General features: G+C 67.2%; 13 protein-coding genes. 9 read left to right on the forward strand and 4 right to left on the reverse strand.

Annotation, left to right across the window (positions count from 1 at the left end; all coding sequences use genetic code 11):
• Together VFY73_RS25275 and VFY73_RS25280 are read right to left on the reverse strand one after the other, a co-directional pair.
• Positions 1 to 186 (reverse strand): hypothetical protein (locus tag VFY73_RS25275; protein WP_329724081.1); only part of this gene is annotated, 186 nt, incomplete at its 3' end.
• Between the two features lie 330 nt (positions 187 to 516).
• Positions 517 to 1,905 carry a S8 family peptidase gene (locus VFY73_RS25280; protein WP_329724083.1) on the reverse strand — a complete coding sequence of 463 codons (1,389 nt, stop codon included), beginning with the start codon at positions 1,903 to 1,905 and terminating at the stop codon, positions 517 to 519.
• Between the two features lie 244 nt (positions 1,906 to 2,149).
• Here VFY73_RS25280 and VFY73_RS25285 point away from each other — a divergent pair, with 244 nt between their 5' ends.
• Positions 2,150 to 4,597, forward strand: a complete 2,448-nt coding sequence (locus VFY73_RS25285) for a putative bifunctional diguanylate cyclase/phosphodiesterase (RefSeq protein ID WP_329724085.1) — start codon at positions 2,150 to 2,152, stop codon at positions 4,595 to 4,597.
• Positions 4,598 to 4,716: 119 nt separating this feature from the next.
• The gene (gene ettA / locus VFY73_RS25290; RefSeq protein ID WP_329724087.1) at positions 4,717 to 6,381 is read left to right on the forward strand and encodes an energy-dependent translational throttle protein EttA; all 1,665 of its coding nucleotides are present in this window, start codon (positions 4,717 to 4,719) and stop codon (positions 6,379 to 6,381) included.
• A gap of 155 nt (positions 6,382 to 6,536) precedes the next feature.
• Here ettA and VFY73_RS25295 read toward each other — a convergent pair whose 3' ends face one another.
• Together VFY73_RS25295 and VFY73_RS25300 are read right to left on the reverse strand one after the other, a co-directional pair.
• Complete coding sequence (locus tag VFY73_RS25295) at positions 6,537 to 7,811, reverse strand: pectin acetylesterase-family hydrolase (protein ID WP_329724089.1); 1,275 nt, start codon at positions 7,809 to 7,811, stop codon at positions 6,537 to 6,539.
• The gene (locus tag VFY73_RS25300) at positions 7,808 to 8,551 is read right to left on the reverse strand and encodes a hypothetical protein (RefSeq protein ID WP_329724091.1); all 744 of its coding nucleotides are present in this window, start codon (positions 8,549 to 8,551) and stop codon (positions 7,808 to 7,810) included. Before VFY73_RS25300 ends, VFY73_RS25295 begins: the two co-directional genes overlap by 4 nt.
• 124 nt (positions 8,552 to 8,675) lie before the next feature.
• Here VFY73_RS25300 and VFY73_RS25305 point away from each other — a divergent pair, with 124 nt between their 5' ends.
• From VFY73_RS25305 to glnA, 7 genes are all read left to right on the forward strand, one after another.
• On the forward strand, positions 8,676 to 9,488 hold the full coding sequence (locus tag VFY73_RS25305) for a TIGR00266 family protein (protein ID WP_329724093.1): 813 nt from the start codon (positions 8,676 to 8,678) through the stop codon (positions 9,486 to 9,488).
• Positions 9,489 to 9,508: 20 nt separating this feature from the next.
• Positions 9,509 to 10,351: a creatininase family protein gene (locus tag VFY73_RS25310; RefSeq protein WP_329724095.1), complete on the forward strand. Its 843-nt coding sequence runs from the start codon at positions 9,509 to 9,511 to the stop codon at positions 10,349 to 10,351.
• Between the two features lie 39 nt (positions 10,352 to 10,390).
• On the forward strand, positions 10,391 to 11,707 hold the full coding sequence (locus VFY73_RS25315) for a YncE family protein (protein WP_329724097.1): 1,317 nt from the start codon (positions 10,391 to 10,393) through the stop codon (positions 11,705 to 11,707).
• 22 nt (positions 11,708 to 11,729) lie between these two features.
• Entirely contained in the window at positions 11,730 to 12,596 is an 867-nt protein-coding gene (locus VFY73_RS25320; RefSeq protein WP_329724099.1) for an EI24 domain-containing protein, read from the forward strand.
• Positions 12,593 to 13,378, forward strand: coding sequence for a competence/damage-inducible protein A (locus tag VFY73_RS25325; protein ID WP_329724101.1), 786 nt, complete (start codon positions 12,593 to 12,595; stop codon positions 13,376 to 13,378). The genes VFY73_RS25320 and VFY73_RS25325 overlap by 4 nt, the downstream gene beginning before the upstream one ends.
• 41 nt (positions 13,379 to 13,419) lie before the next feature.
• Positions 13,420 to 13,959: a GNAT family N-acetyltransferase gene (locus VFY73_RS25330; protein WP_329724103.1), complete on the forward strand. Its 540-nt coding sequence runs from the start codon at positions 13,420 to 13,422 to the stop codon at positions 13,957 to 13,959.
• 191 nt (positions 13,960 to 14,150) lie between these two features.
• The gene (glnA, locus tag VFY73_RS25335) at positions 14,151 to 15,566 is read left to right on the forward strand and encodes a type I glutamate--ammonia ligase (protein ID WP_329724105.1); all 1,416 of its coding nucleotides are present in this window, start codon (positions 14,151 to 14,153) and stop codon (positions 15,564 to 15,566) included.
• The last annotated feature ends 54 nt before the right edge of the window (positions 15,567 to 15,620 follow it).

Consider the following 15,620-nt stretch of genomic DNA (forward strand, 5'->3'; position numbering starts at 1 on the left):
GCGCAGGGCTTGCGCGACGCCCGGCTTGAACTGCACCAGCATTTCCGCAGGCACGAACTGGCGATGTGCCTCTTGCAGTTCAGCCACGACCTTGTCCGGCTGGCCTCCGGCCAGGGCGACGCTCGACAGCGCGGCGAGCGCGCTGGCGATCAGGGTGCGGGTGAAACGGGGGGTGGAACGGGGCATGGTGAAGCTCCTCAAACCGGTCAAAGGGTGGGGCCGGAACGAACGCATGTGTGCGGCCGGTGGGCCATGTGTGCGGGCTATAGCGGCGGCGTGCCCGAAAGGAACATCATGCTGGTGGACGTGACCGATGCTGTCGACCCTTCAGCCTAGGGAGGGGTTTACGCCTCGTCGACGCCCGATCGAAAACACGCTACACGGCAGAAAAAAGGCCCGTCGATGACGGGCCTTGGTCTACGCGAAAACGCTATTGACGAAGCGCAAGGCAACGACCGGCCGTTCCCGAGTTCCTTGATCTCTCGGGGACGGGCTCGGCTGGCCGAGCGCAGGCACTCAGTACCCGCTGACGTCGAGTCGCCCGCCGGTGACCGTCTTGCCGGCCATCGATGCCGTCGGCACGGTGGCCGCCAGGATGGCTGCCTTGATCTGCGCTGCCGTCATGCCCGGGTGCAGCGAGGCGTACAACGCCACTGCGCCCGTGACGTGCGGCGTGGCCATCGAGGTGCCGTCGTAGGATGCGTAGGTCGCCGTCAGGTTGCCGTTGACCATCTTCGGCACGGTCGACCAGATGCCGGAGCCCGGCGCGCCGAGATCGACCGATACCAGGCCATAGTTCGAGAAGCCCGACTTGGCGCCGGTCTTGGTGATCGAGGCCACCGCGATGATGTTCTCGCTGGTGTAGGCCGACGGGTAATTCGGCTTGTTGTCGGTGTTCTGGCCGATGCCGAAGATGTTGCCGTTGCCGGCTGCCGCGATGAACAGGATGTTGGCAGCGCCCGATCGGTCGATCGCGTCCTTCAGGGCCTGCGAGAAACCGCCGCCGCCCCACGAGTTGTTCGAGGCGACGAGGTTCAGGCCCTGGCGGGTCTTCAGGTCGGTGATGTAGTCGATCGCCAGGATCGCGTTGGCGGTGGTGCCGCCCTGCGCGCCCAGGAACTTGGCGTTGACGATCTTGGCCTTGCCGCAGATGCCGGCCACGCCGATGCCGTTGCCACGCACGGCGGCGATCGTGCCGGAGACGTGCGTGCCGTGGTCATCCCCGGCGCCGTCGAAGGTCGATGCGTCGTTGTTCTCGAAGTCCCAGCCGTTGACGTCGTCGATGAAGCCGTTGCCGTCGTCATCCACGCCGTTGCCGGCGACTTCCATCGGGTTCTTCCAGATGTTGGCCTGGGTGTCCGGGTGGCTGGTCATCACGCCTTCGTCGATGACCGCGACGACGACGTTGGACGAGCACTTCTTGCCGGCGGCCCAGGCTTCGGCCGCCTGGCTGCCATACTGGTTTTGCTGGCCGGGCGACGTGTCGCCGTAGACGCCCCACAGGCTGCCGTCCTGGTAGTAGGGGTCGTTCGGGCCGGCCTGGTGGGTGTAGATCCAGTTCGGCTCGACGAAACGCACCGCGCCTTGCGCGCGCAGGTGCTGGACGGCGTCGGGCACGCTCACGCCGTGCGGCAGACGCACCCGATGCAGTTCGCCATCGGCGGCGGCGCGCAGGCGCTGGACCGACTGGGCCCCCAGCGCGCTCAGCACGGCTTCGCGGGCCGCTGCGACATGGCCGGCGCGGAACTGCACCAGCACCTCGGAGGCTACGTATTGCAGATCGCTGCGCTGCAGGTCAGCGTCAACTTTGGCCGGATTGGCCACCGCGCCGCCCATGGCGGCCACTGCGGCCAGGGCGATCAGCGTGCGGGCAGAGAACTTCTTCATGCTTTGGGTCGACTCCATCGTTGATCCGTGACAGGGCGTGCGCCAATCGCGCACCGTGAACTTGATTCTGAGCAACGGACGGTAACGACTGCAGCGGGCCGGCACCAGTCGGCGACGCAGAATTGAGGGTTGTTGAACAAGTTGGCCCTGTGGGCCTTCAGCGGGCAGGGGTGTGTCCGATATATCGATGACTGGCGGGCTCTGATGCCCGCGAACCCGGCCGTTGGGGCCGGCCACCTGACCCAGAAGACGAAAGGACGGCGTGGAGCTCGAATCGTCCATGCTCGGCCGGTTGCGGCTTTTGTGGCAACAAGAACAGTGGCTTTACAGCTCGGCCGAAGCGGCCGCGGGTGAGGCGCGCGCGCGCCACGTCGAGGCGGTGTTGCGCATGACGCCGCTGGTGATGGGCGCCAACCTGGCCAATGCCGTGCTGGTGCTGGCCTTTCTGGCCGGCACCGTGCCAGTGCTGCCGTTGGCGATCTGGGCCTGCCTGTTCGTCGGCGGTTGCGCCCACGCGATGCACAGTTGGTGGCGCTGGCGGGGCCGCGTCGTGCGGCAGATGCCGCCGCGGGCCGTGGTGCGGGCGACCGCCCAGGCCGCGTTCATCAGCGGCGCCTGGGCGGTGGTGCCCTTGCTGTGGCTGCCGCTGGCCGCACCGACCCAGCAACTGATGCTGTCGGTGCTGACCAGTGGCGTGCTGTGTGCCGGCGCGTTCGTGTTGGCCACGGTGCTGCCCGCCGCCCTCGTCCACATCTTTGTTCTCAGCATCGCAGCGATCATTTCCCTGTTGCAGACCGGCCATACCGTGCTGTTCGGGCTGGCCGCGATGGTGGTGGTCTACACGGTCGTGATCCTGGCCGGCGTGGTGGCGATCAATCGCCTGTTCGGCGCGCGCCTGGCGTCGCAACGCGAAGCCGAGCGGCAAAGCCAGGTCGTCGGCCTGCTGTTGCGCGATTTCGAGGAACACTCGGTCGACGTGCTGTGGGAGGTCGACCGCCGTGGCCGCTTCACCCACGTGTCGGACCGGCTGGTCGCCTTGCTGGGCCGCACCCGCGAGAAGCTGCAGAAGAGCACGCTGGTGGAGGTGCTGCAGTCGCGCACCAAGATGCCCAAGCGGCGCGCCGGCGTCATGCTCGACGAGTCCAGCGGCCTGCCGGCCCTGCGCCGCGCGCTGTTGCTGGACAAGCCATTTCGCGACGTGGTGTTGAAGGTCAAACAGCGCGACGGCTCGGCCTGGTGGTCGATCACCGCCAAGCCGCTGCTGGACGAAGCCGGGCGCAGCACCGGCTGGCGCGGCGTGATCAGCGACGTGACCAAGCAGCGGGTGACGCACCAGCGCCTGGCCTACCTGGCGCATTTCGATTCGTTGACCGGCCTGGCCAACCGGGTGCAATTGCGCGAGCGGCTGGACGAGGCGCTGACGGCATCGGGCGAGCCGCGCCGACGCAGCGCCCTGCTGTGTCTGGACCTGGACAACTTCAAGACCATCAACGATTCGTTCGGCCATTCGGCCGGCGATGCGGTGCTGCGCCAGGTGGCGCGACGCTTGCAAGGCATGGTTCGCAGCAGCGACTTGCTGGCCCGGCTGGGCGGCGACGAATTCGCGGTGGTGCTGGACGACGTGCGCAGCGACGGCGAGGTGCTGCAGCTGTCGCAGCGCCTGGTGGACGTGCTGAACCGGCCGGCGGTGATCCAGGGCCGGCTGGTCTCGATGGGCGCCAGCATCGGCGTCGCGCTGATCCCCGAGCACGGCCAGACCGTCGACGAGATCCTCGGCAACGCCGACCTGGCGCTGTATGCGGCCAAGGAGCGGGGCCGCGGTCGCTTCGAGCTGTTCGTGCCGTCGCTGGGCCTGCGCAACCGGCGCGCCAGCCAGGTCGAGGCGGCGTTGCGCGAAGCCATCGAACGAGGCGAGATGAGCCTGGAATGGCAGCCGCAGGTCGGGATCACCGACTGGAAGGTGATGAGCGCCGAGGCGTTGCTGCGCTGGCAGCACCCGGAGCTGGGCGTGGTCGAGCCGTCGGAATTCGTCCCGGTGGCCGAACGCTGCGGGCTGATCGGGGACATTGGCGCCTGGGTGTTGTCGCGTGCCTGCACCGAGGCGCAGGCGGCGCTGCCGGGGCTGGCCATCTCGGTCAACGTCTCGCCGGTGCAACTGATGCAGGAGGGCTTCATCGAAGAGGTGCAGCGGGCGCTGCGCCAGAGTGGCCTGCCGCCTTCGCGGCTCGAGGTGGAGATCACCGAGTCGGTCTTCATGGACGACCCGTCCGCCGCGTTGTCGCACCTGCATGCGCTGAAGGCGCTGGGCGTGCGGATTGCGCTGGACGACTTCGGCACCGGCTACTCCGCTTTCCAGTACCTGCGCCGCTTCCCGTTCGACACCTTGAAGATCGACCGCGCGTTCGTGCGTGAGCTGATGACCCACCACGACGCCCGCGCGATCGTGCGCACGATCGTGCAGCTGGCCAGCACGCTGGGCATGCAGACGATCGCCGAAGGGGTGGAGGAGCCGGTGCAGCTCGAGGTGCTGAACCAGGCCGGCTGCCGCCAGATCCAGGGCTACCTGGTGGCGCGCCCGATGCCGCTGCTGCGGCTGCTGCCGTTCCTCGAAGGGTGGGGCAGCACCAGCCGGCCCGACCCGGGCGAGTTGCCGGAAACCATGCAGGTGCCATTGGACCGGCGAAGCGCTGAAACGCTGGCCGGGCGATAATCCGCGTTTTCCCGGCGTCGGCCCCGCATCCTCCTGCGGCGCGCCGCGCGGGCTGCGCCGGCCGGTTCTCTTCGTGCCGGCGCCATCGCTTTTTCCGACCACCCGCAGGACTTTCAGCAATGGCGCAATACGTCTTCACCATGAACCGCGTCGGCAAGATCGTGCCGCCGAAGCGGCAGATCCTGAAGGACATCTCGCTGTCCTTCTTCCCCGGCGCCAAGATCGGCGTGCTGGGCCTGAACGGCTCGGGCAAGTCGACGCTGCTGAAGATCATGGCCGGCCTCGACAAGGAAATCGAAGGCGAAGCCACGCCGATGCCCGGTATCAAGATCGGCTATCTGCCGCAGGAGCCGCAGATGAAGCCCGAGCAGACCGTGCGCGAGTCGGTCGAAGAGGGCATCGGCGGCGTGCTGGCGGCGAAGAAGCGGCTGGACGAGGTGTATGCCGAATACGCCGAGCCGGACGCCGACTTCGACAAGCTGGCCGCCGAACAGGCCGAGCTCGAAGCCATCATCGCCGCGGCCGGCAGCGAGAACACCGAGCACCAGCTGGACATCGCCGCCGACGCGCTGCGTCTGCCGCCGTGGGACGCCGTGATCGGCCAGCTCTCGGGCGGTGAAAAGCGCCGCGTCGCGCTGTGCCGCCTGCTGCTGAGCAAGCCCGACATGCTGCTGCTCGACGAACCCACCAACCACCTGGACGCCGAGTCCGTCGAGTGGCTGGAGCAGTTCCTCAAGCGCTTCGGTGGCACCGTCGTCGCGATCACCCACGATCGCTACTTCCTCGACAACGCCGCTGAGTGGATCCTCGAACTCGACCGCGGTTTCGGCTACCCGTACAAGGGCAACTACTCCGACTGGCTGGACGCCAAGGAAAAGCGCCTGGAGCAGGAGCAAAAGACCGAAGACGCCCGCACCAAGGCGATGAAGCAGGAACTGGAGTGGGTGCGCAAGAACGCCAAGGGCCGCCAAGCCAAGAGCAAGGCGCGCCTGGCCCGCTTCGAGGAATTGAGCGACGTCGACTACCAGAAGCGCAACGAGACGAACGAAATCTTCATCCCGGTCGCCGAGCGCCTGGGCAACGAAGTGATCGAGTTCGTCAACGTCACCAAGAGCTTCGGCGACCGCGTGCTGATCGACAACCTCAGCTTCAAGGTGCCGGCCGGCGCGATCGTCGGCATCATCGGCCCCAACGGCGCCGGCAAGTCGACGCTGTTTCGCATGATCCAGGGGACCGAAAAGCCGGATTCGGGCGAGGTCAAGGTCGGCAAGACCGCCAAGCTCGCGTTCGTTGACCAAAGCCGCGAGAGCCTGTCCAACGACAAGACCGTCTGGCAGGACGTCTCCGGCGGCTTGGACAACATCATCGTCGGCAAGTTCGTGATGCCCAGCCGCGCCTACATCGGTCGCTTCAACTTCAAGGGCAACGACCAGCAAAAGCTCGTCGGTTCACTCTCCGGTGGTGAGCGCGGCCGCCTGCACCTGGCCAAGACCCTGGCCCAGGGCGGCAACGTGCTGATGCTCGACGAACCGTCGAACGACCTGGACGTCGAAACCCTGCGGGCGCTGGAAGACGCGCTGCTCGAGTTCGCCGGCTCGGCGATGGTCATCTCGCACGACCGCTGGTTCCTCGACCGCATCTGCACCCACATCCTGGCCGTCGAAGACGACTCGCAGTGGTACTTCTACGAGGGCAACTACCACGAGTACGAGGAAGACAAAAAACGCCGCCTCGGCGAAGAGGGTGCACGACCGCACCGCATGCGCTTCAAAGCGCTCAAGTAAACAACAAGGGCGCCTCGCGGCGCCCTTGTTGTTTCTGCTGAGCGCGCGCAGCGTCGCTCATCCTCAAGCGGCGTGCGCGGATCCGGCTTTGCCGGTCCGCTGCGCGAGCCCCGTTGGGGGGCAGGCCCCTGGCAGGGGGCCGTGGGGGCCAACAATCAGCCGAAGATATCCAGAACGATCGCGAGGATTTCGAGCGCGATCGACAGCGGCTGCGAGAGATCGCTGACCTGATCTTGTTCGACGTTGCGCATCGGCGGTTTGCGGTCCAGCCCGTTGTTGACGAAGGCCTCGGCGCTGGCGATGCCTTTTTCCTGGATGCCGGTGCCCGAGAAGTCGACGATCGTCAGGCAGTGCGACTCGTTGAAATCGCGGAAGAACGGCACGTGGTACGAGATGTTGGGCTCGGCGTCGAGTGAGGGCAGCCAGGCGGCGATGTCTTGCCGCCACAGCACGTTGAGCATCTGCTTTTGTTTTTCCGGATCGGGCTCGTTGGCGATCTCGGGGAAGAAGTCGAGATAGCTGAAGCCCGAGAAGATGCCGTCCGCCTGGTAGACCAGGTAGCCGAAACGGTCCGTCGGGTACTGGCGGGCCAACGCCCCGTTCAGGCTGCCCATGTTGTTGGTGTCCAGCCCCGGCAGCTTGGCCTGCAGCGTCGGGATCATGCCGCCGGGCAGGTCCAACCCCCAGCTGACGCGGATCAGCTCGTGCAGGGGTTGCGACGGCGACGCCTCCTTCGTGTTGCCGCGCGGCGCGTTCATCATCGGGCCCGAGTCGGCCATCAGCGTCGCGCGGCCGCGGGGCGCCAGCTTGTCGCGCAGGATCGCGTAGTTGGCGGTCGAGCCCACGCCGCCGGCCGAGAAACCGGTCAGCAGCATGTGGCCCGGGCGGCCCAAGTGCTGGCGCATCCAGTCGGCGGCGGCTTTGACGTTCGCCTGGCCGCGGTGGTACTGCACCCGCGGCTGGTCGGGCCGCTTGTCGTCGTAGACGTTGACCAGGTTGCCGGTGTGCACATCGCCGGTGCAATAGGGCATGTAAACCAGCGTCCAGTCCTGCGTGCGCACACTCTCGAACGGGTCGAGCCGGGCCGAGAACGGCGTGACCAGCCCACCGGCGGCCGAATTCGGCAGGCTCATGTAGTCGCTCGGGATGCCGTCGGGGTTGGTGGCGCTGTATTCGCCGACGCCTTCGCATGCGTCCTGGTCCCAGCAGGCGCCGCCGCCCTCGAAGGTGATCGCGAGGTGGTTGTTCAGCGGCGTTCGATTGACGAAGAAGCGGTAGGGCGTGCCGTTGCCGCATGCTGCGCCGCTGGACAGCGGCAACTCGATGGTTTCCCAGATGAACCAGGCCGCTTGCGCGCAGGGCGCCAGCAGCACGAGGGCCAAGGCAGCAAACAGGCGGCGCAGCAACGAAGACACGGGTCTGTCGATCATGGCGTTCTTCCCTGGTTGGTGGAGGGGGAGGCGTATATGCGCTGGCGCAGCGCCTCGAGCTGCGCCACCAGCGCATCGGGGGCCGCACCGGCCGGGGCTTCGCGGCGCCAGCGCGCCACCAGCGCCTGCTGGGCCTGCAGCAACTGGGCATCTCGTGGATCGGTCTGCGGCGGATGGGCGATCTGCTGGGCCCGGCGCCAGTCGGACAGCGCCTCGGCGCGCCGGGTCGTGTCGGGCTCCAGCACCTCCAGCAGCGCGGTCTTCAGCCGCTGCGCCTCGGGGCCGCTGACTTCGCCGCGGGCCATGCGGGCGTCCAGACCCTCGTCGATGCGGCGCGCCAGCATGGTCAGCGATGCATCGGGGGCGCCCGCCCAGGCGAGGCGTTCGGTGCGGAACTGCTGCACGGTGCGCTGGTAAGCCAGCAGTTCGATGATGCGGGCGGCCTCCGCATCGGCCTGCGGATGGTCGGCCAGCGATTGCTGCAGTTGAGCCCATTGCCGCGCGCTGAGCAAGCGGACCTCCGGCTGGCGCGTGGCCCGCGCCGCCGTGGTGCCGCCTTCCGCCCGGGCCGAGGCCGGTGAACTCGGTCCCGCTACCGGCGCTGCGGCGACCCCGCGCGGCAGCGGCCGGTCGGTCTTCAGCATCGCCAGGCCGGCGCCGATCGCCAGCAAACACAGCACGCCGCCGGCCAGCAGCGGAAGCAGTCGCCGGCGAAGGGCGGGGCGTGGCGTGGTGCGCATGACAGCCGGATCAGGTGGTCAGCAATCGCCTCAAGCGCCGGCGGTTGCCAGCGCAAGGTGCGAATTTCAGTACCATTCGCGCCTCTGCGGCAAGTGCCGCCTGACGACAACAGGGGAATTCGAGATGGCGATGGATGTGGTGGATTACGAGATCAAGGGCTCGGAGATGCAGTTCGTCGAGGTTGAGCTCGACCCCGGCGAAGCCGCCGTCGGCGAAGCCGGCAGCCTGTTCTTCATGGACGCCTCGATCGGCATGGACACCGTCTTCGGCGACGGTGGCAAACAAGGCGGAGGCCTGCTCGGCAAGCTGATGGGTGCCGGCAAGCGCCTGATCACCGGTGAGTCGCTGTTCATCACGGTCTACACCAACCAGGGTTCGAACAAGCAGCGCGTGGCGTTTGCGGCGCCCTACCCGGGCAAGATCCTGCCGATGGACCTGAGCAAGCTCGGCGGCATGCTGATCTGCCAGAAGGACTCGTTCCTCTGCGCCGCGCGCGGGGTGTCGATCGGCCTGCACTTCCAGCAGAAGTTGTCGGTCGGCTTCTTCGGCGGCGAAGGCTTCATCATGCAGAAGCTCGAAGGCGACGGCCTGGCCTTCGTGCATGCCGGCGGCACGGTGGTCAAGCGTGAGTTGTTGCCCGGCCAGACGCTGATGGTCGACACCGGCTGCGTCGTGGCCTACACGCCCAACGTGAACTTCGAGATTCAGTACGTCGGCAAGATCAAGACCGCGCTGTTCGGCGGCGAGGGCCTGTTCTTTGCGAAGCTGAGCGGCCCGGGCACCGTCTGGCTGCAAAGCCTGCCGTTCTCACGCCTGGCCAGCCGCGTGTTCGCGGCCGCGCCGCAGCGCGGCGGCTCGCGCGAAGAAGGCTCGGTGTTGGGCGGCTTCGCGGCCGGCGGCCTGCTCGGTGGATTGCTCGGCGGCGACGACGACTGATCCCGAACCTCGGTTTCGCGATGGGCTGGCGCTGGCTGCTCGCCGGCTTGCTGTGCTGCGGCGCCGCCAGCGCCGCGGCGGTGGACAGCCTCGAACTCGACGCGCTGACGTCGCCCGAGCTGCGTGAGCGCATTGCCGGCGGCACGACCACGGTGTTGCTGCCGATTGGCGGCACCGAGCAAAGCGGCCCGCACCTGGCGCTGGGCAAGCACAACCAGCGTGTGCATGCGCTGTCGCTGCAGATCGCGCAGCGCCTGGGCCGGACGCTGGTGGCGCCGGTCCTGGCCTACGTGCCCGAAGGCGAGATCGATCCGCCGGCGGCGCACATGCGGTATGCCGGCACCCTCTCGATCCCCGAGCCGGCGTTCGAGGCCGTGCTCGTCGCGGCGGCCCAGAGCCTGTGCCACCACGGCTTTCGTGACGTGGTGCTGCTGGGCGACCATGGCGGCTACCAGCGCAACCTCGAGCAGGTAGCCGCCCGGCTGGAGCGCGACAGAGCCCGCTCGGCGCGGCCGGCCTGCCGCACCCACGCGCTGGCCGAGTACTATCGAACGGCGCAAACCACCTACGTCGATGCCCTGCGCGCGCGTGGATTCGGTGGCGACGAGATCGGCACCCACGCCGGCCTGGCCGACACGGCCTTGACGCTGGCCCTGGACCCGACGCTGGTCCGGCCCGACCGGCTGGCCCGTGGCGCCGGCGCATCAAAGGATGGCGTTCAGGGTGATCCACGTCGCGCCACGGCCGAATTGGGGCAGATCGGCGTCAAGCTCATCGTGGACACTACCGTGGCGGCCATCCAGAAGCGTCTGACAACCCCGGATCGGCCGCGCGAGACACCCCACGTTCAGCCGCCGCGCTAACAACGTTCTCCTCTCTCTCGATCCCGTTTGGAAATTGTCATGACGAAGAAGCGCAGGTCCGGTCGCGCGCTCGGTGTTTGTTTGGCGTTGCTGGCGGGCATTGGCGCGCTGGTGGTGCACCAGGTGCACGGCGAGTCGTCGCAGGCCACGGCGGCCGGTACGCCGCCGGCCGCCGCCGCGCCGGTGCCGGGCATCGTCACCGTGCCCGGCATGCCGCCGGTGGTTGATCCGCGCAACCTCTACAGCGAAACAGGGGCCGGCAAGGTCAGCCCGGCGCTGGCGGATCACCTGGAGCGCATCTACGTGCCCAACCTGCGCTCGAACGATGTCTACGTGGTCGATCCGCAGACGATGAAGGTGATCGACCGCTTCAAGGTCGGCCGCAGCCCGCAGCACATCGTGCCTTCGTGGGATTTGCGCACGCTGTGGGTGACCAACAACGCCGAAGGCCGCACCGATGGCAGCCTGACGCCGATCGACCCGAAGACCGGCAAGCCCGGCGCCGAGGTGCTGGTCGACGACCCGTACAACATGTACGCGACGCCGGATGGCCAATCGGCCATCGTGGTGGCCGAAGCACGCAAGCGGCTCGACTTCCGCGATCCGCAGACGATGGCACTGCAGTACTCGATCGACGTGCCCGGCTGCCCGGGCGTCAACCACGCCGACTTCTCGATCGATGGCCGCTTCGCCTACTTCACCTGTGAGTTCAATGGCTCGCTGGCCAAGATCGACCTGGTCGACCGCCAGGTGCTCGGTTACCTGAAACTGCAGATGCCGGCCACCCGCTTCAAGGAAACGAGGAAGCCGCGCACCGAGCCGGGCAAGGTCTGGGAGCCGGGCGAGACCGAGATCTGCACGGTGACCAAGGGCATGCCGCAGGACATCCGCAGCTCGCCCGACGGTTCGAAGTTCTACATCGCGGACATGCATGCCGATGGCGTGCATGTGGTGGACGGCGCTTCGTTCAAGCAGATCGGCTTCATCCCGACCAGCATCGGCGCCCATGGCCTGTACCCCAGCCGCGACGGCAAGCGCCTGTTCGTGGCCAACCGCGGCTCGCACAAGATCCATGGCCCCCGCAAGGGCGACGGCGGCGTGGTGGTCATCGACTTTGCGACCGACAAGGTGGTGGCGCGTTGGCCGGTGCCCGGCGGCGGCAGCCCCGACATGGGCAACGTCAGCGTCGACGGCAAGTGGCTGTGGCTGGCCGCGCGCTACGACGACGTGATCTACCGTTTCGATACGGCCACCGGCGATGTCACGCAGGTCAAAGTCGGTGCCGAGCCGCACGGCCTGACCGTCTGGCCGCAGCCGGGCCGTTATTCTCTCGGCCACACCGGCAACCTGCGCTGATCCCAACGGGCGCGCTACCTCGATGCGACTGCTGCTCGATTCCTTCTGGCGCGCCCTGGCCTACCTGCTGATGCCGCGGGTCGTTGGCCTGTCGCTGCTGCCGTTGCTGATCGCCGGTGGCGCATCGCTGGCGCTGGGCTGGTTCTTTTGGGAGTCGGCGCTGGCTGGCGTGCGTGAGACGCTGGAGGGCTGGTCACTGATCGAGCCGCTGCTGAAGTGGATCGACTCCGGTCTCGGCCCGCACTTCCGCGTGGCGCTGGCGGCACTGATCGTGGTTGCGCTGGCGGTGCCGGTGGTGGTGGTCGCGTCGCTGATGCTGGTCGCGCTGCTGATGACGCCGGCGATCGTCAGTCTGGTCGCCGAGCGACGCTTTTCGCAGCTCGAGCGCAAGCGCGGGGCGTCGTTCTGGCAAGGCGCGCTGTGGGGCCTGGGCTGTACCGCGCTGGCCCTGGTGGCCAGCTTCGTCACGATGCCGTTCTGGCTGATCCCCGGCGTCGTGCTGATCGTGCCGCCGTTGATCTGGGGTTGGCTGACGACCCGTGTGATGGCTTTCGACGTGCTGGCCGAGCATGCCAGCCGCGAGGAGCGCCGTACCCTGATGGGCCAGTACGGCTGGCAACTGCTGTTGATGGGCATCATCACCGGCTTCCTGGGCGCGGCGCCGTCGATGATCTGGGCCGTCAGCGCGATGACGCTGGTCTTTGCGCCGCTGCTGATGGCGGTGTCGGTCTGGCTGTACACGCTGGTTTTTGCGTTTTCGGCGCTGTGGTTCGCCCACTACCTGCTGGCCGCGCTGCAACTGCATCGCGCCAGCATGACCGCTGCGGTGGTGGTCGACGTGGCGCCGCCTGCCTCCCCCTTGCCCGACCTGCCTGGCACCACCCTATGAGTTTTGGCCTGATCATCATCGGCGACGAGATCCTGTCCGGCCGTCGGCAAGACAAGCACATGGCCAGGGTGATCGAGCTGCTGGCCGCTCGCGGCCATGCGCTGGCCTGGGCGCGCTACGTCGGCGACGAGCGGCCGTTGATCACCGCGGCGCTGAAAGACGCGCTGGCCAGTGGAGACATCGTGTTCAGCTGCGGCGGCATCGGCGCCACGCCGGACGATCACACGCGCCAGTGCGCCGCGGCTGCCAGCGGGCGCCCGCTGGCATTGCACCCCGAGGCCAAGCGCCTGATCGAAGAGCGGATGCACGATGTGGCGATCGAGCAGGGCATCCCCTACGAACCCGACCGCCCCGACAACATCCACCGCCTGAACATGGGCGTGTTCCCCGAAGGCGCCACGCTCGTCCCGAACCCGTACAACAAGATCCCCGGCTTCAGCCTGGGTGACGTGCACTTCGTGCCCGGCTTCCCGGTGATGGCGCACCCGATGATCGAGTGGCTGCTGGACCATCGCTACGGTCACCTGAAGCCGGCGGCGCATGCCGAACGCGCGCTGTACGTCAAGGGCAGCATGGAGGCCACGCTGACGCCGCTGATGGAGCAGATCGAAGCCGAGTTCGCCGGCGTCCGCGTCTTCAGCCTGCCCAGCGTCGACCATCCGCAACGTGGCCGCCACATCGAGCTGGGGGTCAAGGGTGAGCCGTCGGTGGTCGATGCGGCTTTCGGCGCCTTGCAGGCCGGGTTGGTTGCGCTGCCCGGCGTCGAATTTGGCACCGAATAGGTGCAACGGCGTCAACCCATGTTGGTGCAACAAGAAGCCCCATGATGGTGCGAAATGAAGTCTTGCGGACCTTGCGGCTGCGGCTGCGCTGGTTCGATCCCGAATCCGAAGCCGACCAGCGATTCATCATCGAACTGGTCAACGACCCCGACTGGATCGCGAACATCGGCCAGCGCAACGTGAGCACTTGCGAACAGGCGGAGGCCTTTCTGCGTAACGGCCCGGTGGCGATGTGCCAGAAGCTCGGTTTCGGGTTGTACCTGGTCGAGCGGGTGGAAGACGGTCTGCCGGTCGGCATGTGCGGCCTGATCAAACGCGACAGCCTGACCGACATCGACCTGGGCTATGCCTTCTTGCCGCGGGCTCGCGGTCAGGGCCTGGCACGCGAGGCTGCTGAAGCCGTGCTGCAGTGGGGCTGGCAGGCGTTGGGCCTGAAGCGAGTGGTCGCTATCGTCACGCCGACCAACACGTCGTCGATCAAGCTGCTGTCTTCGCTGGGCTTTGCCGACGAGGGCACGGTGCAGATGCCGCCGGACAACGAAACGCTGCGTTTGCTGGGCTGGTCGGCGGCGCAGGCCTGAGGTCGGCGCGTCGCGGCACCGCCTGCCCACGGCGGGGCACGGACGATCCCCATTTGTGGGCATGGATTCTGCTACATTGCCCGCGCCGTGGTCGCCACGGGGCGCTCACCGGCTTGGTCTGGCGGGTGACCTGCGGGCGGCATCGACCGCTCATTTCCGTTGACACAACTCATCCGCCAGGAGCCTTTTTGATGGCCAAGACCGTCGCCGACGTGCTGCAAATGGTGAAGGACAACGAAGTCAAGTTCGTTGACTTCCGCTTCACCGATACCCGGGGCAAGGAACAGCACGTGACCGTGCCCGTGTCCGCCTTCGACGAAGACAAGTTCACCGCCGGCCATGCGTTCGACGGTTCCTCGATCGCCGGCTGGAAGGGCATCGAAGCCTCCGACATGCTGCTGATGCCGGACCCGAACACCGCCAACATCGACCCGTTCTTCGAAGAACCCACGTTGCTGCTGACCTGCGACGTGATCGAGCCGGGCGACGGCAAGCCCTACGAGCGCGACCCCCGTTCGCTGGCCAAGCGCGCCGAAGCCTACATGAAGAGCGCCGGCCTGGGCGACGCCGCCTTCTTCGGCCCGGAACCCGAATTCTTCGTCTTCGACAGCGTGCGCTGGGACGTCTCGATGTCCGGCTGCTTCTCGAAGATCGAGTCCGAGGAGGCCGCCTGGAACTCTGGCAAGGAATACGAGCACGGCAACACCGGCTACCGTCCCACCGTCAAGGGCGGCTACTTCCCGGTGCCGCCGGTCGACTCGGCGCAGGACATGCGCTCGGAAATGTGCCTGCTGCTCGAGCAGATGGGCATTCCGGTCGAGGTGCACCACCACGAGGTCGCGACCGCAGGCCAGATGGAAATCGGCACCAAGTTCTCGACGCTGGTCCAGCGCGCCGACTGGCTTCAGCTGCAGAAGTACATCATCGTCAACGTGGCGCACGCCTACGGCAAGACGGCGACCTTCATGCCCAAGCCCATCGTCGGCGACAACGGCTCGGGCATGCACGTGCACCAGTCGGTCTGGAAGGACGGCAAGAACCTGTTCGCCGGTGACGGCTATGCCGGCCTGAGCGAATTCGCGCTGTACTACATCGGCGGCATCATCAAGCACGCCCGCGCGTTGAACGCGATCACCAACCCCGGCACCAACTCGTACAAGCGCCTGGTGCCCGGCTTCGAAGCCCCGGTGAAGCTGGCCTACTCGGCCAAGAACCGCTCGGCCTCGATCCGCATCCCGTTCGTGGCCAATCCGAAGGGCCGACGCGTCGAAGCGCGCTTCCCCGATCCGATGATGAACCCGTACCTCGGCTTCGCCGCGATGCTGATGGCCGGCCTGGACGGCGTGGAAAACAAGATCCATCCGGGCGAAGCCGCCAGCAAGGACCTCTACCACCTGCCGCCGGAAGAAGACGCGCTGATCCCGACCGTGTGCCACAGCCTCGACCAGGCGCTCGACTACCTCGACAAGGACCGCGCCTTCCTGACCAAGGGCGGGGTGTTCACAGATGCCTACATCGACGCCTACATCGACCTCAAGATGCAGGAAGTCACGCGTTTCCGCATGGCGACGCACCCGGTCGAATTCGACATGTACTACTCGAGCTGACGGCGCTCGCAGCAACAACGCTGACCGCTCGTCGCCCCGGCGTGCCGATGGTGC

The organism is Ideonella sp. (assembly GCF_036277275.1).
In the GTDB taxonomy this organism is placed as follows: Bacteria; Pseudomonadota; Gammaproteobacteria; order Burkholderiales; family Burkholderiaceae_C; genus Ideonella.